Source organism: Neorhizobium galegae bv. orientalis str. HAMBI 540, assembly GCF_000731315.1.
Lineage (GTDB): Bacteria > Pseudomonadota > Alphaproteobacteria > Rhizobiales > Rhizobiaceae > Neorhizobium > Neorhizobium galegae.
In genome coordinates this window covers 1,916,599-1,937,185 of sequence record NZ_HG938353.1, presented here as the reverse complement: position 1 = coordinate 1,937,185, position 20,587 = coordinate 1,916,599, and the positions used below count along the sequence as shown (strand labels likewise).

The window sequence follows — 20,587 nt, the reverse complement described above, 5'->3', positions numbered from 1 at the left end:
CTCACTCTTGCGCCATACGCCATACCTCGCTAGGTTCGACATCATGCCTGATCTCGACCTCAACCTGCTATTGGCTCTGGATGGATTGCTTCGCGAGCGGAGCGTGTCGGGTGCTGCGCGCAGGCTGGGGCTGAGCACGTCGGCGATGAGCCGGACACTGTCGAGGTTGAGGACGGCATTGCGTGATCCCATTCTTGTCCCGGCGGGGCGGGCAATGGTCGCGACGCCGCATGCCGAAGCGATCGCCGAGCAAGTGCGGTCGCTGACGACGGCGGTCCAGACCGTGTTGAGTCCGCAACAAGACATCGAAATCCGGGAGTTCCGACGCGACTTTACGATCCGTGCCAACGAAGCATTCGTGCTCCTGCACGCCGCGCGCCTCAGCGTTGCCGTGACGGATGCCGCGCCGGGGATACGGCTGCGCTTCGTGCCGAAGCCGAACAAGGAAATTCAGCCTCTGAGAGATGCTGCGATTGACCTGGACATCGGCGTTATTTCCGGTGATGGCGCGGAGCTGCGCGGCCAAACCCTGTTTGAGGACATCTTTGTCGGCGTGGCGAGGCTAGGTCACCCTCTTTTCAAAGCTACGCCGATAACCGCCGAGCGATATGCGGCGTGCGGACATGTGATCTCCTCCAGACGAGGACATTTCGCGGGGCCGGTCGATGAAGCGCTTGCCGAACTGGGCCTCTCACGAAAGGTCCATCTCGTGGTGCCGAGCTATCCGGCGGTGCTTGCCGTTGCGGCGGCATCTGATCTTGTCGGGCTGGTGCCGCGCTCGTATTGCCAGGCGGGGGGTGCAGACCAGACCCAGATGTTCGAATTGCCAGTGTCGACGCCTGGCTTTTCGATCGCGCAGACCTGGCATCCCCGCATGGACGCGGACCCTGCCCATCGCTGGCTGCGAGGATTGATCTTCGAAGCATTCAGGTGACAGTCTGCCCTTGCGGCGATAACCTGCCTTGGCAGGCGAGCTTGGCCCAGCCCTGCAGCCGGAACACCCGGGTAATTCCTGCGCCAAAAAAAATCGATCCGATGTCGGATTGGCAAAATCCCGTTCGTCCTTAGAGTCGTCCACGGCAATTCATAAAGGATCACGACTATGCCGAATACCATAAGCCTGCATCGCGTCCTGGCGACCAGCCCGGAGAAGGTCTATCGGGCGTTCATCGAGGCTGACGCACTCGCCAAATGGCTTCCGCCCAACGGCTTTTTGTGCACTGTCCATCACTTTGAACCGACTGTCGGCGGAAAGTTCAAAATGTCTTTCAGGAACTTTACGACGGGCAATACCCATGCCTTTGGCGGCGAATATCTGGAACTCGTTCCAGGCGAACGCCTCCGCTACATCGACAAATTCGATGACCCCAACTTGCCCGGCGAAATGGAAGTCACGGTGACGCTGAAGAAGGTTTCCGTTGGCACCGAGGTCAATATTACCCAGGCAGGCGTACCGGACGTCATCCCGCCCGAGGCTTGTTATCTCGGTTGGCAGGAGTCGCTGCGGAACCTCGCAAAGGTCGTCGAGCCCGAGATCAACGAATAAGGCATCGGGATCGAATAACCGGCCGAGGCCGGATCTCGTCGAGGATTTTTCGCGATCCGGCCTCGGCTTCGTTATCGATAAAATCCGTCCTGCTTCCGGAAGGCTGGCTGTCGTTGCTGGAACCGGAAGCCAAGGTCTTTGTTCGGTTCGAGCAGCAACCGAGAGACCTCACATGACCAAGCTCATAGCCACAGCCATCATCGTCACTCTTTTCATGGCCGGCAGCGCGACCGCTCAAACGACACCGAGCCCCGGCAATGCCGCAGGTGGCGCCACGGGAGCCGTCGACGGACCGGGCAATACGGGAGACGCAGGCGGACCGACCGTTGGCACAGGCGGAAGTCTCGACCAGACTCAAACAGGCAGCACCAATAGCGATACACGCCAGCCGCCGAACAAGTGCGACCCCGCACAGGCAGCCAAGGACAATTCCAGGCCAAATCAAAACAATGCATCGGCCGGCTGCGTAAAGTGAGCCGAGATATGGGGAGGGCATATCCGGCCGCCTTCCAGCGTCACGTACCGACAATTTGCTGTCGCCATCGGCATTGCGCACCGATGGCTGCGCCGCTCTGCGATCGAGCCCGGTGAATATCGGTCTGGAACTATCTCGGCTCTGTCTTGTTGACTTTCGAAAGAGAAGAAAGTCATGCAGCAGCCACCGAAAGACCCCGTTTCCGCCTCACATCCTGCAGTGCCGTCCGCAGCCAGTCCTGTCACGCCGACCTTCGAAGCGCCATCTGATCGTCTGCCGGAGAAGGCGACAAATTCCCACCCGCACGAAAACGACGCCAGAGCGAAATATACGCAGGAGGATCTGGTAAAAAACTATGGCTTGAGTGCCCAGGAGGCCCAGCGGCTCATCGACCGGTTCGGACCGTTCGCAACGGAGCTTGATTTCATGCTGGCCGGGAAGGGACGTCCCAAAAAGCATCGTCGGCAGGATATGGAACGTTCGGCCGAAGACATCGCGTTTGGTTGAGGTGGAGCCCGCTTTGGTGCTGGCCGCCGCAGCGAGGCCCCCAGTCGCAAGGCTCGGAAGTGGCTCTGATAGGGGGCCGAGGCCCTTGTCGAACTAAGTTCCCGCGGCATGGAACTACGGCGGCGGAGCCAAGTTATTAGCTAGCCCAGTCCAACCGCGTTTCACAATGACATCAGAACCGAACAAGACACCTCGTTTAGGTTTCCCAAGTGGCCCTTACGCTTACCGGTCTGCGGCAGCGCGTCTATATCGGCGGCGTGATCAACAATACGCCTGACAACCTCGTCCAGTGGATCGTATCCCCGCAACGGTTCTCGCCAAGGACGGCGATGCCGACGACCGGCATTTCCGAAGCCGAGGCGCGACATCTGGCGGCTTATCTCAACGAACAGTGATTATCAGGGATGCGGAAGGCCGGATAATAGTGTCGACCTGCCGGAGAGACGCCGGCGATCAGCGTGTTCGCCAGGTCGGCGACCGACCACGAGCCGATTCCGTCGGTGGCATCAGGGGAAATATTGGGAACCCTGAAGGTTCCGAAGAGAGAGGCGAGCGCCAGACCGCCGCCCAGTTTCAGTGGGTCCGGCTGGCCCGGCGTTGCGTGGCAAGCGGCGCAGCTGCCTGCCGTAAATACCAGCCGCCCGTGCGTCGCATCGCCGCTCTCCAATGCCGGATCGTGGCAAGCCTTCGGCGGTCTGGCCGATCGGCGCGTTCTTGGGCCTGTCGTTCAAGCCGGTCGTCTGCTTTTCAGTGCTCATTTCAGCCTCCATTGAGCATCCAAACACTCAAGAGGCCGTTTTGTGCCATGGCCTTCAGCCTTTCCGGGATCGAAACGAGATTTTCCGTAGGTGTTGGAACAACAGGAGGAATGCGTTGTTCGCGTTGATGCAAAAGAGAATTCCTTGATGCGAAAGGAGAATTTCATGAAGAAGATCGCACTCATGGCTGCCATGGCGATGGTAACGACTTCGGCGTTCGCACAGTCCGCGGCAGAGAAATCAGGTGTCAATTCGCTCGTGGGCGTTGCTCCGAAGACCCAGGATTTCGTGACGGAAGCTGCAACCAGCGACATGTTCGAGATCGAGTCCAGCAAGCTGGCCGCTGAACGGGCCGATGCGCCGACGAAGACGTTTGCGCAGCAGATGATTCAGGACCACCAGAAGACGACGACGGAACTGAAACAGCTTGTCGACGGCGGCAAGGTGAAAGCCAAACTGCCTACCGCGATGACCAACGCGCAAACGAAGTCGCTCAACAAGCTCAAGGGCCTCCAAGGCGCAAAGTTCACCAAGCAGTATCATTCGGATCAGGAAGACGCCCATGAGGATGCCGTCGACTTGTTCAAGCGATATGGCAAGGAAGGTGAGAATGCCGACCTGAAGGCATGGGCGGCAAAGACTGCCCCGGCGCTCGAACATCATCTGCAGATGGCCAAGGACTTGAACAAGTAGCGGGTATTGCACGGCTTCAGACGACGGCTGCCGCTTATGCGGCGGTCGTGAAACCGTGGACGCAAATTCGACAGGAGGGTAAGAACCGGGAGCCGAGCGCTGCGGCCGCATCTGTGTTACCATCGACGCAGTCTCGAAGCGGAAAGGTCGAATGCCCCTTCAGCGCGTCAGTTTCTATGTGCTTCTGGTCCTTGTGACCATCGCGTTCGTCGCCGTCGTCCTGCCGTTCTACTCGGCGATATTATGGGCCGTCGTCCTCGCCATCATCTTCTTTCCTCTTCACCTGCGTATGGAAGCGCTGCTGGGCAGGCGGAAAAATGCCGCTGCAGCGCTCTCCGTGCTGATCTGCCTTTGCGTCGTCATCATTCCGGGGCTGGTCGTCCTCAGCTCGCTCGTCCAACAGGGTAACCTCCTCTACCAACGTATCGACAACGGCGAGATCGATGTGCGGAGGTTTTTCCAGGAGCTCCAGGAAGCGCTCCCCTTATTCGTCCGCAGTTGGCTCGAACGGATCGAGCTGGATAGCTTCGGTGCGTTGCAGGATCGCATCTCCCCGGCGCTGATGCAGGGCGGAGGTTTCTTTGCGGGGCGCGCCTTGAGCCTTGGCCAGAACACCTTGCAGTTCTTCGTCACCTTCGGCGTGATGCTCTATCTGCTGTTCTTCGTGTTCCGGGACGGCCAGTTGCTTGCCCGCACCGTCAGAAGGGCGCTCCCTCTCAGCGACGCGCATACCCTTCGCTTCGCCTCCAAATTCACCGCGGTCATCCATGCGACCGTGCGGGGCAATATCATCATCGCCATCATCCAGGGTTCAATCGGCGGCGTTGCGTTCTGGTTCCTCGGCGTGGAGCCGGCCCTGTTGTGGGGCGTCCTGATGAGCTTCCTGTCGCTGCTGCCGGCGGTCGGCGCCGCTTTGATCTGGATGCCCGCGGCCGTCTACCTGGTGCTTGCCGGCTTTTGGCTGAAGGCCATCGTGCTGGTTGCTGTCGGCGCCCTGGTCATCGGCCTTGTCGACAATCTTCTGAGGCCGCCCCTGGTCGGCAGAGAGACCAAGCTTCCCGACTATGTGGTCTTGATTTCCACTATCGGCGGCATCTCGCTTGTGGGCATCAACGGTTTCGTCATCGGACCGCTGGTTGCCGCCCTCTTCATTGCCGCATGGGGAATATTCGTCGAGGAAGAAGGCACATCGGACGCCTGATGAAGGCGATGAGCTGTCCGTGCATTTTTAGGATTGGCTTCGGAACTTCCGTCTCGCCGACCGGTTGGGGGGATTCGAACCATCATCATGGAGGTGAAACCATGAGTGCTTCGGGTATCGCCGTCTTCGACAAGACGCTGCAAACCACCCATACATGGCTGGACGATCTGATGGCCGATCAAGGGCTTGACCGGCAGCTTGCCTGGCATGTGCTAGGGGCGGTTCTTCACGTCTCGGAGAACGACTTCGGCAACGCCCGTTACGACGGCCCGCAGCCGCCGAAAGGCCACGGCCTGCACCATTATCAGTTCCGTCTCGCAGCCCTCGATGTCCCAAACATCAAGGTGCCGGACAGAGCGGGGATCGAGGCCATGTGGAAGGAGGCTCGCAGCCACATCCTCTCGGAGACCACGCTCACCGGAACATTCGACGTCCACTAAACGCAGGAGGAAAGATCATGAAAGTCTCAGAGATCATGTCGCGCGATGTAGAAATCGCCAGTCCCCACCAGACCGTCGCCGAAATTGCCAGGTGCATGGCCGACAGGAAAATCGGCTTTTTGCCCGTCGGTGACAACGACAAGCTCGTCGGAACGGTCACGGATCGCGATTTGGTCATCCGCGGGCTTGCCGACGGGCTTGGAGGCGATGCGAAGATCCGGGAAGTGATGACGCGTGACGTAAAGTACTGTTTCGAAGACGATGATGTCGACGACGTGGCGCGCAACATGGGCAAGGTCCAGGTCCGCCGTCTTCCCGTCGTCAACCGCGACAAACGCCTGACGGGCGTCATTTCGCTCGGTGATGCCGCCCTGGCGGACACCGCCGCCGCGGGAGCCGGATTGAAGAAGGTTTCCCGTCCGGGCGGCGCTCATGCGCACTGACAAAGAACGCAGAATCGGGTGTCGTACATCGGGGCTAAACCGGCAGCCGGAGGTCCTTCGGGCCCGCCTTTGCCAAACTCTCCCGCTATGCCGTCGGCGCCTTGTCTGTACCGAATTCAAGCCCAAAACGGCGGATCCTCCACATCGCTGGCATCCGGCCAGGGTCGTCCCCAACGCCAATCACTTCAGGCCCGAAAGCGTGTTTTGTCGTCACCTTCCGATATAGGCGGCCAGTTCGTCCGGCGTCCCATTTGGAAAGACCTGTTTTAGAAAGTCCAAGAACGCCGACACTCGCGCACTGAGCAGGCGCCGAGACGGGTAGAGAGTCCATAGAGCGATCTCGGGACCGTCGATATCCCCCCAATGTACCAGGGTGCCGTCAGCCAGGTCGTGGCTTACCAATGAAATGGGAAGACGTGCTGCACCGACGCCGGCTCGCACCGCGTCCCGGATCGTGATGAGCGTAGACAAAGTGAGGACCGGCTCGATTCTAATCGTTGACCGGCCACCGGGTGTCTTCACGTGCCATGTTTGCGGTTCGCCCAACCCGCGCGCAACGCCGGGAGCAGGGTGGTCTCCGTTCGGGCGGGGAAGAGCGGGGCTCGCCACCACCACCAGACGGTCGCGGAGAAACGCTCGTCCGACCAGGCTTTCATCCGGATCTGGATTGACCCGGATGACCAGATCGTAGCCCTCCTCGATCATGTCCACAGGCCGGTCCTCGCTCGTCACCTCAAGCCTCACCTCCGGATACTTAAGGACAAACCCAGCAGCAATCCTCCCCATTGCGGTTTGCGAAAAATGTAAAGGTGCGCTGATCCGCAATCTCCCTTTGGGTCTCTGACCGCCCGAGGCAATCGCCGAAGCCGTCTCGTCCAGTTCTGCGAGCAACGCCCCGGTCCGCTCGAAAAGCGCCCGTCCTTCTTCGGTGAGCTTCAGGTTACGCGCACCCCGTTCAAACAACCGCAGATCGAGACCGCTTTCCAGCTCGGCGACACGCCGCGAGAGGGTCGCCTTCGGCCGGCCGGTGGCCCTTGCCGCTTTGCCGAAACCGCCATGGCGGGCAACGAGATTAAAATCGGCAAGCGCGACGAGATCCATTGTTGTTCCACCTATGAGACGGTGTGTCCAAATTACCTGTCTATCGGGTCATCAATGAACCACACATACTCGGGGTGTCAAGTAATACCAACCCGGAGATAAATCCCATGACCATTCTTGTTACCGGCGCCACAGGCAATGTTGGCCGCCAAGTCGTCGAACACCTCGTCGAGCGCGGCGCTGATGTCCGTGCTCTTGTCCGCGACCCATCGAAAGCGGTTTTCCCGGCGGGCGTCAGCGTCGTGCAGGGCGACTTCCTCGACATCGACTCATTGCGCAACGCCATGTCCGGCGTGTCTACCCTGTTCCTCCTCAACGCTGTGGTGCCGGACGAATTCACCCAGGCTTTGATCGCGCTCAACGTCGCCCGTTCGGCTGGCATCGAACGCATCGTCTATCTGTCGGTGATCCACGCCGACGTTTACGTGAACGTGCCGCATTTCGCGGGCAAGTTCGGTGTCGAGCGGATGATCGAGCAGATGGGTTTCAAGGCTACGATCTTGCGGCCGGCCTATTTCATGCAGAACGATCTGATGGTCAAAGACGTCATCACCGGCTACGGCGCCTACACAATGCCGGTCGGCGCCAAGGGTCTCGCCATGATCGACACCCGTGATATCGCTGAAATCGCCGCCCTTGAACTGCTGCGCCGCGACCAGGCTGCAGAGCCGCTCGCGCTCGACCGGATCAACCTCGTCGGCCCCGAGACGCTGACCGGAACGGACATCGCCGCCATCTGGTCAGACGTGCTCGCCCGCCCGATCAGCTACGGCGGCGACAATACCGAGGGCTTTGAGCAGAACCTCAAGCAGTTCGTGCCCGCCTGGATGGCCTACGACATGCGCCTGATGGGCGAGCGTTTCCTGACCGACGGCATGTTGCCCGAGGCCGGCGACGTCGAGCGCCTGACGGCACTCCTTGGCCGCCCGCTCCGCCGATATCGCGACTTCGCCTCGGAAATGGGCTAAGAGCCTCGTGCTCTCTCCATTCTGGGGAGATTTCGGAAATCGCAAAAGCCCCCATTTTGCGACGTCGTAAAATGGGTTGTGAATCAGCGTCGAAGGTTGACCCCCTATAACCGGTCCCGTAAGGCCTTGATCTACCGAGATGAAATGCGGATCGGGTAGGGTCACGGTCGCCACCGATGATGATCCCGCCCTCGTCGCGAGTTTGCAAGTAAAGTCAGGCGCTTACCGCCTTTTCAAACGGGGCCAACCTTCGGTGCTGTTTCACACTGGAGACGTTCTGAGGCCGCTTAAATGGGGCACATGGCGAGCTTGACAAACGGGGAAAACCCAGCGACGCTAAATCTAGCGAGCGCTCGGTATAATTAGGCGCTCGATGACCGGAGGAGGCAGGCGCGTCGCGCCTGTTCGGTCGCACTCGGGAGGACGATTGATGACCAACAGGATTTTGCCTGCAATTCGCCATGCCCGCCCCATCGGCGGGATGATTTTCTCGGCCGTTCTGGCCTTTGGTCTCTGTGCCGCTGTTCCTGCGAAAGCCCAGGATAGCAAGCCGGTTCGTGGCGGTTCAATTACGGTTTCGCAGACGGCGGACGCCCAGCCACGCAACATCCTGACACTGCGTGCCGGCAATTCGCCTTGGGTGAAGAACGTCTTCGAAACGCTAACTCAGACCGACCCTAAGACCTTCGAAGTCAAACCTCTGCTCGCCAAGTCCTGGAAAGTGGCCGCCGACGGACTTTCGATGGATATCGTGCTGCGCGACGACGTGACATTCCATACCGGCCGCAAGATGACGTCCGACGATGTGAAATTCACACTGGAGACCATGGCCCTGCCGGAAACGGCCGCTCAGGTCGGCTTCATCGCAAAGGAATTCCAGAGCATCGACGTCACCAGTCCGACGACGCTGACGATCAAGTTCAAGAAGCCGCTCGCCAACATCTTCGACCTGTTCGAAGAAGCCAATGTCATCGACAAGGAAACCTATGCCAAGCGCGAGGACGGCTCCCAGGTGATCGGCACCGGCCCGTTCAAGTTCGCCAAATGGACGCCGGGCGCCTTGATCATGCTAGAGCGCTATACCGGTTACCGCGACAAGAACCTGCCTTATCTCGACTCGATCGAATTCGCGATCATCACCGATAGCACAGCATCGGTTTCGGCGTTACGCAGCGGCCGTTCCGTCATGGCGACGGGACTTTCGCAGAACGACCTCGTCGAGTTCGAGGGCAACCCGCAATACCAATTCCTGAATTCCGGCGGTGCTATCTATCCGTTTGGCGTCAATGTTACCAAGGCGCCGTTCGATAAGAAGGAGGTGCGCCAGGCACTCGGTTATGCAATCGACCGCCAGCGTATCAACGAACAGGTATTTGGCGGTATCGGTACTCCGACCGATCTCTTCTGGGGTGTCGGCTCGCCGGGTTATGGCGAGGAGCAGGCAAACCGCTACAACTACGATTCAAAAAAAGCCAAGGCGCTGATCGAAAAGGCTGGCGCCACGGGTGCCAAGGTGCCGATCATCGTGCCCTCCATCCCGGCGAATCGTAGCATTTTCGAGATCGTTCAGAACAATCTCAAGGAAATCGGGCTTGCGCCGGAAGCAGTGGTCCTCGACGTTGCGGATTTCGACAAACGGCAGGTTGCCGGCGATCTCGGGCCCGCCTTCCTGCTGATCCACGGCCAGGTCGGTTTCAGCACGGCGACGCTGCTTTCCTCGCTTCCGTCGCTCCGTCAGGGAAACCCGTCCGGCTTCTGGTCCGACCAGTATGTCACGCTGCGTAACGCGGTGACGGCGGCCAACTCGCCTGATGCAACCGACAAGGCAGTCAAGGCGCTCTCCGACTACATGCTCGATGAGGCCTTCAGCCTGCCGCTGTTGCAGACACCGGGCCAGACCATCCTCTCCGACACGCTAAAGGGCGTGAAGGCGACGCTCCGCTCGCAGATGCTCTACGGCGAAGCTTATCTGGCCGAGTGAGATGCTGAACTTCCTCCTCAAGAAACTCCCGTCGGTGGTGGTGGTGGCGATTGCGAGTTCTCTCATCGCCTTTATTCTGCCGCGGATGGCGCCCGGCGATCCCGCCGTGGCACTGGCGGGATCGGATGCAAGCCCCGAACAGCTCGCCGCGGTGCGCGAACAGATCGGCCTCAACGGGCCACTCCACGAGCAGTATTTCCATTGGATGTGGAACCTCCTGCATGGCGATCTCGGACGCTCATTTGCCATGCGCCGCCCGGTCTCGGCGCTGATCATGAGCAGGCTGGAAAGCACTGTCGAGCTTGCGGCGCTGGCGCTGATGCTGATGATCATCATCGGCTTCACGCTCGGCATCCTGTCGGCAACGTTGCGCCATCAGTCCGCCAGGGCAGGGCTCGACATTCTCAACACCATCTGTCTGGCGACGCCGCCTTTCCTCACCGGTCTGCTGCTGATCCTGCTGCTCGGCATCGCCTTTCCGATTCTGCCCGTCAGCGGTGAGATCGGCCTGCTGCGCGACCCGTTGAAGGGGCTGCAGTTCCTCATCCTGCCGGCCTTCGCGCTGGCGCTGCCGCAGGCGGCGGTTGTCGCCAGGCTTTTGACCACAGCGATCAATTCGGTGCGCGGTGAAGACTTCATCGATCTTGCCAAGGCAAAGGGCGTACCCCCGGGCCGGCTGATGCGCCGCCATCTTTTGCGCAACAGCCTTGGCCCGGCGATCGTCGCGATCGGACTTAGAGCCGGTGAACTGCTCGGCGGCGCGATCGTCATCGAGGCGATCTTCGCCCGTAACGGGCTTGGCCAGCTTGCGGTCTCAAGTGTCCAGAACCGCGACTATCTCGTGCTGCAGGCGTTGATATTGGGGGCGGTACTGATCGCCGTCCTGATCCAGCTCCTTTCGGAGATCGCCATCGCCGCGCTCGATCCGCGCATCCGGCTGGAGAGTTGACCATGGCCGCACCGCAATCGAAGCCTATCCATCGCCACTGGTTCAATCCGTCGATCGCCCGCTACTTGGAGGCGTTCACCACGACGCGCGGCATTGCGGCGCTGACGGTGATCATTCTCATCTCGGCGCTTGCCTTTCTGGCTCCGCTTATCTTTCCCGGCGGCTACGACATCCAGTCGCGGGAATCGTTGCGGGCGCCGTCGCTCGTGCATTTCTTCGGCACCGACGAACTCGGCCGCGATCTTTTCGTGCGCAGCATCTACGGGCTAAGGTCGGACCTGACGCTTGTTTATTGTGCGGTGCCTGTCAGCATAGTGGCCGGCACGCTGCTTGGGTTGATCGGGGCAGTTTCGCCAAGACTCGGCAATTTCGTGCAGCGTTGCCTCGATATCATCGTCGGCTTCCCGGGCCTCATCCTCGGCATCTGCGTCGTGCTGGTGCTCGGCGCCGGCTGGACGGCGCTGTTGGTGGCGATCGTCATTTCCGGTCTGCCAAGCTTCGGACGCCTTGCCCGCGCTACGCTGCTCGCCCAGCAACAGCGGGAATACGTCATCGCGGCTCGCACGCTGGGCGTCGGTAAATGGCAGATCATGGTCCGCCACATCTTGCCGAACGCCATCGACCCGATCATCGTACAGGGCGCCGTCTTTGTCGTTTCGGCGATCTTCATCGAGGCGGCGCTCAGCATCGTCGGGCTTGGATTGCAGCCGCCGGAACCGTCACTCGGAACGCTGCTCAACAACGGCATGCGCTATATCAGCCGTGCGCCGACTTATGTGCTCGGTCCGACCGTCATCCTCATCCTCGTCGCGCTTGCCTTCAGCATGCTGGCCGATGCCTTGAACGCTACGGTGAACCGCAAATGACCGACATTTCAGTCCAGTCCGTTGCGCCGCTGTTGAATGTCGAGGGGCTGTCTGCCTCCTTCGCCGGCCGGCATACGAATATCCGCATCATCGACAACGTCTCCTTCGAGGTGAAACCGCGACGGGTTCTCGGCATCGTCGGCGAATCCGGTTCCGGCAAGTCGGTCACCGTACGCTCGGTCCTCGGCATGCTGCGCCATCCCGGCCGGATCGATACCGGCAAGGTAATGTTCAACGGCCGTAATCTCGTCGGCCTGCCGGAAACCGAGATGCGCAAGATCCGCGGCAAGGATATCGCCATGGTCTTCCAGGACCCACAGGCGGCCCTGAACCCGGTGATGACCGTCGGCGAACAGATCGCCGAGGCGCTTGTCGTTCATGGCGCGGGCCGGACAGCAGCGCGCGAGCGGGCCCTCGACCTGCTGCGGCAGGTCGGTATTCCGGATGTGGAGCACAATTTCGACCAGTATCCGCACCAGTTTTCCGGCGGCATGCGCCAGCGTGTGGTGATCGCCATCGCGCTCGCCAACAAGCCTTCGTTGCTGATCGCCGACGAACCGACCACGGCGCTCGACGTGACGATCCAAGCGCAGATCCTGCGGCTTCTCTGCGACCTGAAGGACGAGCTCGGCCTGTCGATCATCATGATCACCCACGACATGGGCGTGGTGGCCGAACTTTGCGACGATCTCGTCGTCATGTATGGCGGCCGGGTCGTGGAGCGAGGTACGGTAGCCGATGTCTTTTCCGCGCCGCGCCATCCCTACACCGCGGCGCTGCTGCATTCCGTGCCGCGCATCGACAGCGATACCGGCAGCCAGCTGCGCGCCATTCCCGGCTCGCCGCCGACGCCAGCGCGGCTTCCCTCCGGCTGCGCCTTCCATCCGCGCTGTCACTTCGCGGTCGATCGATGCCGCACGGACGTGCCGAAACTGGAGGCATTGGCCCCCGGCCATTCCGCCGCCTGCTGGGTGACCGCGGCCACAGGCATGCCCGTCGCACCGGAAGAAGAAGGTCTTGCGCGCAAGACCCGGAGAACCCTTTCGGGCGAGCCTGTCCTGAGGATCGAGGACCTCAGGACGGACGTCAATCGCGGTTCGGGATCGTTCTTTTCCAATGCCAAGCCGATCTTTGCGGTGGACGGCGTATCGCTCGAGATCCGTCCCGGAGAAACGCTGGGCCTTGTCGGCGAATCCGGTTGCGGCAAGTCCACGCTGTCGCGCACCATCGTCGGCATCAATCCGGTCGCCGAGGGCCGGATCACTGTCGCCGGCCGCGATGTCAGTGCGATGGATCAGGAGGATCGCGACACGATCACCCGCACCATCCAATATGTGTTCCAGGACCCGTTCGCCTCGCTCAATCCGCGCCGCAGCATCGCCCAGTCGCTCAGCGAAGCACTCCGGGTCGCCGGCATCCACGGCGAGAAAGCGCGGCAGCGCTCGGTCGAATTGCTGCAGCGGGTCGGACTGAACGAGGATTTCCTCGAACGTTATCCCTACGAGCTTTCCGGCGGCCAGCGTCAGCGCGTCGGCATTGCGCGAGCGCTTGCCACCGAACCGAAGCTTCTGATCTGCGACGAGCCGGTCTCGGCGCTCGACGTCTCGATCCAGGCGCAGATCATCAATCTCCTGGAGGAACTGCGCGACAACCTTGGGCTCGGTTACCTGTTCATCGCCCATGACCTTTCGGTGGTGCGCCATATCAGCGATAATGTCGCGGTGATGTATCTCGGCAGGATCGTCGAGATCGGCACGGCCGAACAGGTCTACGGTTCTCCGCAGCATCCCTATACGGCGGCGCTGATTTCCTCGACGCCGGAACCGGTGCTCGATGCGCCACAGGAGAAGATCGTACTCGCCGGCGATATGCCGAGCCCGGCCAATCCGCCGAGCGGCTGCCGTTTCCGCACCCGCTGTCCGATCGGGCCGGCGTATTTTCCGGAGCGGGAAATCTGTTCCACCAGTTCGCCAAGCCTCAAGGAAACTGGTACCGGACAGAAGGCTGCCTGTCATTTTGCGGGCACGCCTTTGCAGATCCGGACGGGGAGATGAGGTCGAGCATGGACAAGAAAGCGACGCGCAAAAGCCCAAGGGGAGACAGCAGGCGGCGGGCGATCCTGGATTCGGCGCTGCGGCTTTTCTCCGAGCGAGGCTTCAACTCCGCCAGCATTGCCGATATTGCCGCCGACGTCGGCATGACGCAGGCCGGCATGCTGCATCATTTTCCGTCGAAGGCCGCATTGCTTCTGGCAGTGCTTCAAGAACGCGAGGAGCGAAACCAGAAGGCCAAATCGGAAAGTTTAGAGCGGGGTTTCGACTATTTAAGCACATTTCTACGGACGCTTCATACCAACGAACGAACACCAATTCTTGTACAGCTTTTTGCGATTCTATCCGCCGAAAGCATCGTTCAGGATCATCCGGCCCACGACTGGTTTGTCGAGCGGTATCGAGAGGTGGCGGCTTCCATGACCAGTGAGTTAGCGGCGGTTTTCGATCAGAGTAAGCTTCCAGCCGGAATGACCCTCGAAGCATTCGCCCGCTGGATTATCGCGGTAGCCGACGGCGTGCGGCTCCAGTGGCTTCTGGATCCGACGGCTGTCAGCCGCGAAACGTCAATGATCCAGTTCTTCACCATCCTCCGCCCCTATATGCGAGACCCGGATATGCACATTTCGCTGGACGAGCCGAGCCAGGAAAAACGCCGATGACCGATGCCGCTCTCGCCGGAAACACCTGCTGCTGCGCCGCTTCACGCGAGCGGGAAGGCGAGGTCGTGCCGGTCGGGATAAAGCCGCAGACGTCCGGCGCGCGCCCGATCCACCGGGAAGCGGAGCTACCTGGCGGTACTTTCCTGATGGGCGATCCTTTCGGTGAAGGTTATGCGCCGGATGGCGAGGAGCTTGTCCACGAGGTGCCGCTCGGCCCGTTCGCGATGGACACGACATGCGTGACGGTCGAGCAGTTTTCGGCCTTCGCAAGGGCGACGGGATATCGGACGGAGGCGGAGCGCTACGGCGATTCGAGCGTTTTCCGGCGAGCCGTCGCAGCCGACCGTCCGGATATTCTCGGATATCACGGCGCGCCCTGGTGGCTCACCGTGCGGGGTGCGGACTGGCGCCATCCGGTCGGGCCGCTGTCGGGTATCGAAGACCTGATGGAACACCCGGTCGTGCATGTCAGCCATGCCGATGCGCTTGCCTATTGCGAATGGGCCGGGCGTCGTCTGCCGACCGAAGCGGAGTGGGAATATGCCGCCAGAGGTGGTCTCGCGGGCAAACGGTTCCCCGGGGGCGACGAGTTGGAGGTAGACGGCCGGCATCATGCCAATCTCTGGCAAGGCACCTTTCCGACCCACAACACCGCCGCCGACGGCTGGCTGGCGACCGCGCCGGTGGAAAGCTACGCACTGAACGGTTTCGGTCTCTACCAGATGGCCGGCAATGTCTGGGAATGGTGCGCGGACTGGTTCGAGCGGGATTATTATGCCCACTCGCCATCCGGCGATCCGGAAGGCCCGGCAAACGGAGAGCGGCGCGTCATCCGCGGCGGCTCCTATCTCTGCCACGCCTCTTACTGCCACCGTTACCGGGTGGCGGCGCGCAGTTCCAATACGCCGGGCTCCTCAAGCTGCAATCTCGGCTTTCGAACCGTTTCCCGCCGATTTTCATAGCGCATAAGGACAGGACGTATCGATTTGAAAGCGATCATGATCATGTTCGACACCCTCAATCGCAGGTTCCTGCCTGCCTATGGTGCCGACTGGAATGACCTTCCCAATTTCCGCCGCCTGCAGGAGCGAACCGTCACCTTCGACAATTGTTATGGCGGCAGCATGCCCTGCATACCGGCCCGCCGCGAACTCCATACCGGCCGCTACAATTTCCTGCACCGCTCCTGGGGGCCGCTGGAGCCCTTCGACGATTCGATGCCGGAAATGCTGCGGACCAGCGGGGTCTATACCCATCTCGTCACCGATCATCAGCACTATTGGGAGGATGGCGGCGCCACCTATCACAATCGCTACAGCAGCTACGAATTCTGCAGGGGCCAGGAAGGCGATCGTTGGAAAGGCCATGTCGGCGACCCGCCGATCCCTGAGACCGCAAGCTGGCGGTCCGGCAGTCTCTGGCGGCAGGACTGGGTAAACCGCCAGTACATGACCGACATCGCCGATCATCCGCAAACGAAGACCTTCGATGCCGGCGTCGAGTTCATCAAAACTAATCACGCCGAGGATCGCTGGTTCCTGCAGGTCGAATGTTTCGACCCGCACGAACCTTTCTTCAGCTACGACCGCCACAAGGAACGGTATCCGCACGACTACGACGGCCCGCATTTCGACTGGCCGGACTACCGGGCCGTGACCGAGAAGCCGGAGGAAGTCGAACATGCGCGGATGGAATATGCAGCGCTGCTCAGCATGTGCGACGACAGCCTCGGCCGCGTGCTGGATGCGATGGACGAATATGGACTGTGGGACGATACGATGCTGATCGTCTGCACCGACCACGGACTGCTGCTCGGCGAGCGCGGCTGGTGGGGCAAGAACGTGCAGCCCTGGTATGAGGAAAACATCCACACGCCGCTGTTCGTCTGGGATCCGCGCCTGCGTGTGAAGGACGAGCGGCGCTCGAGCCTGGTCCAGACGATCGATTTCGGTCCGACGCTTCTCGATTTCTTCGGGGTAACCCCGACGGAGGATATGCAGGGCAGGCCGCTGTCCGGCGTCATTTCTACCGACGAGCAGGTCCGTGAAGCCGGCCTGTTCGGCAGTCATGGCGGGCATGTCTGCATTACCGACGGGCGTTACGTCTATATGCGGGCCTGCGTGACCCCCGAAAACCAGCCGCTCGAGCAATATACGCTGATGCCGACACATATGGACCACCGTTTCGCACCGGGAGAACTGAAAGAACTGTCGCTGGCAGACCCCTTTCCGTTCACCAAGCAGGTCCCGGTAATGCGGCTTCCGGCCAAGGCGCTTGGCAATCCGTATATATTTGGAACGCTGCTCTTCGATCTCCAAACGGATCCCGAACAACAGACACCTCTTCGCGATGAAGAGGTCGAAACGCGCATGGCGGACCTCCTCGTCGCAGCCATGCGCGCCAATCACGCGCCGGCCTCGCAGTTCGAACGACTTGGCCTGCCCCTCGTGGGTGCCGTCGGTCCCGAGCATCTGCTGATCGACCGGCAATGGGCGCAGCTCAAGAATGGCGAGCGGCTGTCACAGCGAGGCGACGATCATGGAAGCTACGATGGTTGCGTTAGACTGGCGCTAAATGAGGTTGTTAAAGACGTCCGGCTCTCTGCGGAATTCAAGACCATTTTCGGATTGGATTTGTCATCAGCAGTGCTTGATCGTTTCGGTCATCTGACCCCATGGCAGCTTTCGTTCGTGATGCCGAACGTCACTTCAGACATGCTCCGAATTTTTGATGCCATCCCTGCCGAATGGTCGAGCGCTGGAGCTTTGTCATGATCGTTTCTGTTTGAATCTTTGTGTCGCTTGGCGGCTCATCGTGAGATGCGTTCGTTGGAGCAGCTCTTGGCAGTTAATTTGAGACGGGCCGCCCGGGTTCCGCACTGATCAATCTGTAAGTTATTGGGAATATTCTCGTTTTTGAACGCTGCCTGCTAGGATGGACAGATCCTGTTCTTGTGGCAAATATCAATTTAGGTGCCAAAACACGAGCTTGAATCTCAAATTAACTGCTCAACCTCAAATGTTTTGCCCTGCTATCTCCTTGAAATGGTTGCAGGCAGAGTCTCACGATTAACTGCAAAACGACACCAATTTGAAATGCGGTCAAGCGTTAGCGGTCTCAGGTCCAATCACGGATGTAACTTCGGTAATTTTGTTCGCTGGGAAGCCGCCCTTATCCGCATGTTCACGAATGGCATCGGCACTCGGGGCCTCGTGAACGCAGTAGATCTTGTCGCCGGCGACATAGCTTGTGATCCAAGTGTAGGGCACGCCCAGATTCTCAACGACCTCGTTGGACTTGGCCGATATGGCGCAGAGATCGGCTTTTGAAAGATTACTCGCTCCGGGGATATCTCGTTCGATGATGAAAGTAGGCATGTGCTTATCCTCTCCTCGAGATGAAGAGGCATTGGGCCCGCGGGCCACAATAATGTCAACTTGTCCATATGGCGGCTAGGAGGCGATAATCCACCGCACCATGCGGCGGCACCTAAGCACCGGGAGCGCTATACCCGGAGGGACGTGGAAGCCATATCCCCTTGGCACCATTCAACAGGCTTCGTCAGAATGGTGTGTCTCCCCCCAAACCCGTCGTCTCACCGCGGCGGGTTTATCGGAAGGAGGCTGAAAACGATAAAGTGAGCCAGAAATTGGACGTGACGTGAGCCAACACTGTGTAGATGTATGGGCAGTCTAGGGTCCGGCCTTCCTTCCCATGCAAGAAAGCCTGCCAATGTTGTCCAAGGTGTAAGTGCCGAGTTCCGTTTGTTTCCGCGTATCCGGGTCCCACTCGTAGGCCGCGATCAACTTGTACTTCCCTCCACGCAGGAGACGAAGAGCTGAATGCTCCAGCTCCGGCATATCGTCGAAGTAAGCTTCAGCGTCTGGAGGTTCCGCGGATCGTGGCGTGATCCAGCACCGGATTGCAAAACGCCCCTGGACCATATCATCCCCCATTTTGCCGATCCCGAACACACCTCAACAAGGCTCGATATTCAAGCAGGCATGAACATGGCCCGACGAGGCTTCGCGTAGTTCGGGGCGTATCCGGCCGCAATGTTCGGTCGCCATCGGACAACGCGGATGGAAGTGGCAACCGGAGGGTGGGCTGAGAGGAGAGGGGATTTCTCCCTGGATCGGCATGAACCGGCGTCGCTGGAGCGAGATCTTCGGCATGCCCTCCAGCAGCATGCGCGTGTAAGGATGCAAGGGGGATGCGAAAAGCTGTTCCGTCTCGGTAAGTTCCACGACGCGGCCGAGATACATCACTGCCACCCGGTCGCACAGGTGCCGAATGACGCCGAGATCGTGGCTTATGAAGATCATCGCAAGGCCGCTATCTTGCTTGATATCCATCAAAAGGTTGATGATTTGCGCCTGTACCGAAACATCGAGCGCGGCCACGGCTTCGTCGCAGATGAGCATGTCGGGCTTGACTGCCAGCGCTCTGGCGATGCCGATGCGCTGGCGCTGGCCGCCGGAAAACTGGTGAGGATAGCGACCCATGCTGTCGGCAGGCAGGCCGACCTGGGAGAGGATGTCGACGACATAGTCCTTGATCTGTGGACGCCGCACCAGCCCGTGCAACACCGCAGCCTCGCCGATTATATCGCCGACGCGCAGGCGCGGGTTGAGGGAGGAGAGCGGATCCTGGAAGACCATCTGGACCTTCAGCGCGTCGCGGTTGCGCGCAAGGAAGCTTTCGTAGGGCTCATCGCGGAAACGCCGCTCGCCCGAAGAGGCCGGCAGGATGCCGGCGATCATCCGCGCCAGTGTCGATTTCCCGCATCCGGACTCGCCGACGATGCCAAGCGTTTCCCCCTCGCGCAGAGAGAGCGAAACATTGTCGACGGCGCGCAGCACTTTTGGCGGGCGGTCACGCAAAAAATGGTCCGCAAAATCGCGAAGCGGGCTGCTTCCGACGCTGAAGCTGCGTGACAGGTCCTTTGCCTCGAAGATCGTCTCGTTCACGCGTCAGTCCTCGAATGGATGGTAGCACCAGATGTGGTGCGTGGCGGATAGCTGGATGGCTGGCACCGGCTCGCTGCAGATATCCGCTGCCCGGTCGCAGCGGCTGGCGAAAGGACAACCCTCTCCAAGCGCAAGCAGCGACGGCATGTTGCCGGGAATCTGATTCAGCTTCTGTCCCGGCACGTTGCGCGAGGGGACGGAATCGAGGAGCTTGCGGGTATAAGGGTGGCGTGCGCCGCCAATGATTTCCTCGGTCGTGCCGATTTCCATCGTCGCTCCCGCATACATGACCATGATCCGGTCGGCGAGTTCGGAGAGCGTCGAGAGGTCGTGCGTGATCCAGATCATGCCGAGCCCGTGCTCGTCGATTAGGCGTCGGATATGATAGATGATCTGGGCCTGGATCGTGACGTCGAGGGCCGTCGTCGGTTCGTCGGCGATGATCATGTCCGGTCCGAGCAGCAGCGCGATGGCAATGACGACGCGCTGGCGCATGCCGCCCGACATTTCATGCGGATAGGCATTCAGCCGCTCGTCCGGCGAAGGGATGCCCACGGCCTTCAGCGCCTCGATGCAGCGGTCGTGCATGTCCTTGCGGGAGATGTTCTCGTGCTCGCCGATCGCCTCGTACATCTGATCGCGCACGCGCATCAGCGGGTTCAGCGTCATCAGCGGGTTCTGGAACACCATGGCGATCCGCTTGCCGCGATAGTGGCGCATCTCCTCGAAGCTGAGCGTCGTCAACTCTTCTCCATCGAGAGCTATGGAGCCGGAGACGATGTGGCCGGGTTCGTCGATCTGGCCCATGATCGACATGCCCGTCACCGATTTGCCCGAGCCGGATTCGCCGACGATGCCCAGCACCTCGCCGCGGGAAAGTTCGAAGGAAATGTCTCGCACGGATTTGATCACGCCCTGGCGCGTGAAAAACCAGGTGTTGAGGTTATCGACGCGGAAGAAGGGGTCCGTCATGGGC

At 60.4% G+C, this 20,587-nt stretch carries 20 protein-coding genes and 3 pseudogenes; 18 read left to right on the top strand and 5 right to left on the bottom strand.

Translation table 11 applies throughout. The features are described from left to right. The first annotated feature begins 43 nt into the window (after positions 1–43). The 5 genes and pseudogenes from RG540_RS09815 to RG540_RS09795 form a co-directional block, all read left to right on the top strand. A complete protein-coding gene (locus RG540_RS09815; RefSeq protein ID WP_038593453.1) occupies positions 44–934 on the top strand; it encodes a LysR family transcriptional regulator in 891 nt (296 codons plus the stop codon). A 168-nt stretch (positions 935–1,102) separates the two neighbouring features. Continuing rightward, positions 1,103–1,546, top strand: coding sequence for an SRPBCC family protein (locus RG540_RS09810; RefSeq protein WP_038587229.1), 444 nt, complete (start codon positions 1,103–1,105; stop codon positions 1,544–1,546). A 172-nt stretch (positions 1,547–1,718) separates the two neighbouring features. Next, positions 1,719–2,021, top strand: a complete 303-nt coding sequence (locus tag RG540_RS09805) for a hypothetical protein (protein WP_038587227.1) — start codon at positions 1,719–1,721, stop codon at positions 2,019–2,021. Between the two features lie 174 nt (positions 2,022–2,195). Beyond that, a complete protein-coding gene (locus tag RG540_RS09800; RefSeq protein ID WP_038587226.1) occupies positions 2,196–2,528 on the top strand; it encodes a hypothetical protein in 333 nt (110 codons plus the stop codon). Positions 2,529–2,749: 221 nt separating this feature from the next. Beyond that, positions 2,750–2,923 (top strand): annotated as a pseudogene (locus tag RG540_RS09795) (c-type cytochrome); the annotation flags it as partial. A gap of 14 nt (positions 2,924–2,937) precedes the next feature. Here RG540_RS09795 and RG540_RS31610 read toward each other — a convergent pair. Further along, a pseudogene (locus RG540_RS31610) lies at positions 2,938–3,219 on the bottom strand (alkylated DNA repair protein); the annotation flags it as partial. Between the two features lie 232 nt (positions 3,220–3,451). On the opposite strand from RG540_RS31610, the gene RG540_RS09790 reads away from it, so the two are divergent. The 5 genes and pseudogenes from RG540_RS09790 (at position 3,452) to RG540_RS09775 (ending at position 6,063) form a co-directional block, all read left to right on the top strand. Further along, entirely contained in the window at positions 3,452–3,979 is a 528-nt protein-coding gene (locus RG540_RS09790) for a DUF4142 domain-containing protein (protein WP_038587223.1), read from the top strand. Positions 3,980–4,130: 151 nt separating this feature from the next. Continuing rightward, complete coding sequence (locus RG540_RS09785) at positions 4,131–5,180, top strand: AI-2E family transporter (RefSeq protein ID WP_038587221.1); 1,050 nt, start codon at positions 4,131–4,133, stop codon at positions 5,178–5,180. 101 nt (positions 5,181–5,281) lie between these two features. After that, a pseudogene (locus tag RG540_RS33125) lies at positions 5,282–5,410 on the top strand (DUF2267 domain-containing protein); the annotation flags it as partial. Then, positions 5,390–5,620 (top strand): YbhB/YbcL family Raf kinase inhibitor-like protein, encoded by a 231-nt coding sequence (locus RG540_RS33120; RefSeq protein ID WP_244446665.1) that lies wholly within the window; start codon positions 5,390–5,392, stop codon positions 5,618–5,620. The pseudogene RG540_RS33125 and the gene RG540_RS33120, both read left to right, overlap by 21 nt. 17 nt (positions 5,621–5,637) lie before the next feature. Then, the gene (locus tag RG540_RS09775; protein ID WP_038587219.1) at positions 5,638–6,063 is read left to right on the top strand and encodes a CBS domain-containing protein; all 426 of its coding nucleotides are present in this window, start codon (positions 5,638–5,640) and stop codon (positions 6,061–6,063) included. Between the two features lie 210 nt (positions 6,064–6,273). Here RG540_RS09775 and RG540_RS09770 read toward each other — a convergent pair whose 3' ends face one another. After that, complete coding sequence (locus tag RG540_RS09770) at positions 6,274–7,164, bottom strand: LysR family transcriptional regulator (protein ID WP_038587217.1); 891 nt, start codon at positions 7,162–7,164, stop codon at positions 6,274–6,276. Between the two features lie 107 nt (positions 7,165–7,271). Between RG540_RS09770 and RG540_RS09765 the strand changes: the two genes are divergently transcribed. The 8 genes from RG540_RS09765 to RG540_RS09730 all read left to right on the top strand — a co-directional run bounded on the left by RG540_RS09765 (position 7,272) and on the right by RG540_RS09730 (position 17,415). Next, entirely contained in the window at positions 7,272–8,132 is an 861-nt protein-coding gene (locus RG540_RS09765) for an SDR family oxidoreductase (RefSeq protein ID WP_038587215.1), read from the top strand. Positions 8,133–8,562: 430 nt separating this feature from the next. After that, on the top strand, positions 8,563–10,113 hold the full coding sequence (locus tag RG540_RS09760; protein WP_038587212.1) for an ABC transporter substrate-binding protein: 1,551 nt from the start codon (positions 8,563–8,565) through the stop codon (positions 10,111–10,113). Between the two features lies 1 nt (position 10,114). Continuing rightward, the gene (locus RG540_RS09755) at positions 10,115–11,062 is read left to right on the top strand and encodes an ABC transporter permease (RefSeq protein ID WP_038587209.1); all 948 of its coding nucleotides are present in this window, start codon (positions 10,115–10,117) and stop codon (positions 11,060–11,062) included. Between the two features lie 2 nt (positions 11,063–11,064). After that, complete coding sequence (locus RG540_RS09750; protein ID WP_038587206.1) at positions 11,065–11,928, top strand: ABC transporter permease; 864 nt, start codon at positions 11,065–11,067, stop codon at positions 11,926–11,928. Further along, entirely contained in the window at positions 11,925–13,982 is a 2,058-nt protein-coding gene (locus tag RG540_RS09745) for an ABC transporter ATP-binding protein (RefSeq protein WP_038587203.1), read from the top strand. Before RG540_RS09750 ends, RG540_RS09745 begins: the two co-directional genes overlap by 4 nt. Positions 13,983–13,990: 8 nt before the next feature. Continuing rightward, on the top strand, positions 13,991–14,641 hold the full coding sequence (locus tag RG540_RS09740) for a TetR/AcrR family transcriptional regulator (protein WP_051909315.1): 651 nt from the start codon (positions 13,991–13,993) through the stop codon (positions 14,639–14,641). Further along, complete coding sequence (locus RG540_RS09735) at positions 14,638–15,603, top strand: formylglycine-generating enzyme family protein (RefSeq protein WP_038587200.1); 966 nt, start codon at positions 14,638–14,640, stop codon at positions 15,601–15,603. Before RG540_RS09740 ends, RG540_RS09735 begins: the two co-directional genes overlap by 4 nt. Positions 15,604–15,639: 36 nt before the next feature. Continuing rightward, complete coding sequence (locus RG540_RS09730) at positions 15,640–17,415, top strand: sulfatase (protein WP_244446645.1); 1,776 nt, start codon at positions 15,640–15,642, stop codon at positions 17,413–17,415. Positions 17,416–17,742: 327 nt separating this feature from the next. Here RG540_RS09730 and RG540_RS09725 read toward each other — a convergent pair whose 3' ends face one another. The 3 genes from RG540_RS09725 to RG540_RS09710 all read right to left on the bottom strand — a co-directional run bounded on the left by RG540_RS09725 (position 17,743) and on the right by RG540_RS09710 (position 20,583). Beyond that, positions 17,743–18,018: a DUF4242 domain-containing protein gene (locus tag RG540_RS09725; protein WP_038587197.1), complete on the bottom strand. Its 276-nt coding sequence runs from the start codon at positions 18,016–18,018 to the stop codon at positions 17,743–17,745. Positions 18,019–18,618: 600 nt separating this feature from the next. Next, positions 18,619–19,611: an ABC transporter ATP-binding protein gene (locus RG540_RS09715; protein ID WP_038587193.1), complete on the bottom strand. Its 993-nt coding sequence runs from the start codon at positions 19,609–19,611 to the stop codon at positions 18,619–18,621. Between the two features lie 3 nt (positions 19,612–19,614). After that, entirely contained in the window at positions 19,615–20,583 is a 969-nt protein-coding gene (locus RG540_RS09710) for an ABC transporter ATP-binding protein (RefSeq protein ID WP_038587191.1), read from the bottom strand. Positions 20,584–20,587 lie beyond the last annotated feature (4 nt).

Coding starts and splice junctions, on each gene's coding strand:
- RG540_RS09815 (WP_038593453.1), top strand. CDS start 44: ATGCCTGATCTCGACCTCAACCTGCTATTGGCTCTGGATGGATTGCTT.
- RG540_RS09810 (WP_038587229.1), top strand. CDS start 1,103: ATGCCGAATACCATAAGCCTGCATCGCGTCCTGGCGACCAGCCCGGAG.
- RG540_RS09805 (WP_038587227.1), top strand. CDS start 1,719: ATGACCAAGCTCATAGCCACAGCCATCATCGTCACTCTTTTCATGGCC.
- RG540_RS09800 (WP_038587226.1), top strand. CDS start 2,196: ATGCAGCAGCCACCGAAAGACCCCGTTTCCGCCTCACATCCTGCAGTG.
- RG540_RS09790 (WP_038587223.1), top strand. CDS start 3,452: ATGAAGAAGATCGCACTCATGGCTGCCATGGCGATGGTAACGACTTCG.
- RG540_RS09785 (WP_038587221.1), top strand. CDS start 4,131: ATGCCCCTTCAGCGCGTCAGTTTCTATGTGCTTCTGGTCCTTGTGACC.
- RG540_RS09775 (WP_038587219.1), top strand. CDS start 5,638: ATGAAAGTCTCAGAGATCATGTCGCGCGATGTAGAAATCGCCAGTCCC.
- RG540_RS09770 (WP_038587217.1), bottom strand. CDS start 7,164: ATGGATCTCGTCGCGCTTGCCGATTTTAATCTCGTTGCCCGCCATGGC.
- RG540_RS09765 (WP_038587215.1), top strand. CDS start 7,272: ATGACCATTCTTGTTACCGGCGCCACAGGCAATGTTGGCCGCCAAGTC.
- RG540_RS09760 (WP_038587212.1), top strand. CDS start 8,563: ATGACCAACAGGATTTTGCCTGCAATTCGCCATGCCCGCCCCATCGGC.
- RG540_RS09755 (WP_038587209.1), top strand. CDS start 10,115: ATGCTGAACTTCCTCCTCAAGAAACTCCCGTCGGTGGTGGTGGTGGCG.
- RG540_RS09750 (WP_038587206.1), top strand. CDS start 11,065: ATGGCCGCACCGCAATCGAAGCCTATCCATCGCCACTGGTTCAATCCG.
- RG540_RS09745 (WP_038587203.1), top strand. CDS start 11,925: ATGACCGACATTTCAGTCCAGTCCGTTGCGCCGCTGTTGAATGTCGAG.
- RG540_RS09740 (WP_051909315.1), top strand. CDS start 13,991: ATGGACAAGAAAGCGACGCGCAAAAGCCCAAGGGGAGACAGCAGGCGG.
- RG540_RS09735 (WP_038587200.1), top strand. CDS start 14,638: ATGACCGATGCCGCTCTCGCCGGAAACACCTGCTGCTGCGCCGCTTCA.
- RG540_RS09730 (WP_244446645.1), top strand. CDS start 15,640: ATGATCATGTTCGACACCCTCAATCGCAGGTTCCTGCCTGCCTATGGT.
- RG540_RS09725 (WP_038587197.1), bottom strand. CDS start 18,018: ATGCCTACTTTCATCATCGAACGAGATATCCCCGGAGCGAGTAATCTT.
- RG540_RS09710 (WP_038587191.1), bottom strand. CDS start 20,583: ATGACGGACCCCTTCTTCCGCGTCGATAACCTCAACACCTGGTTTTTC.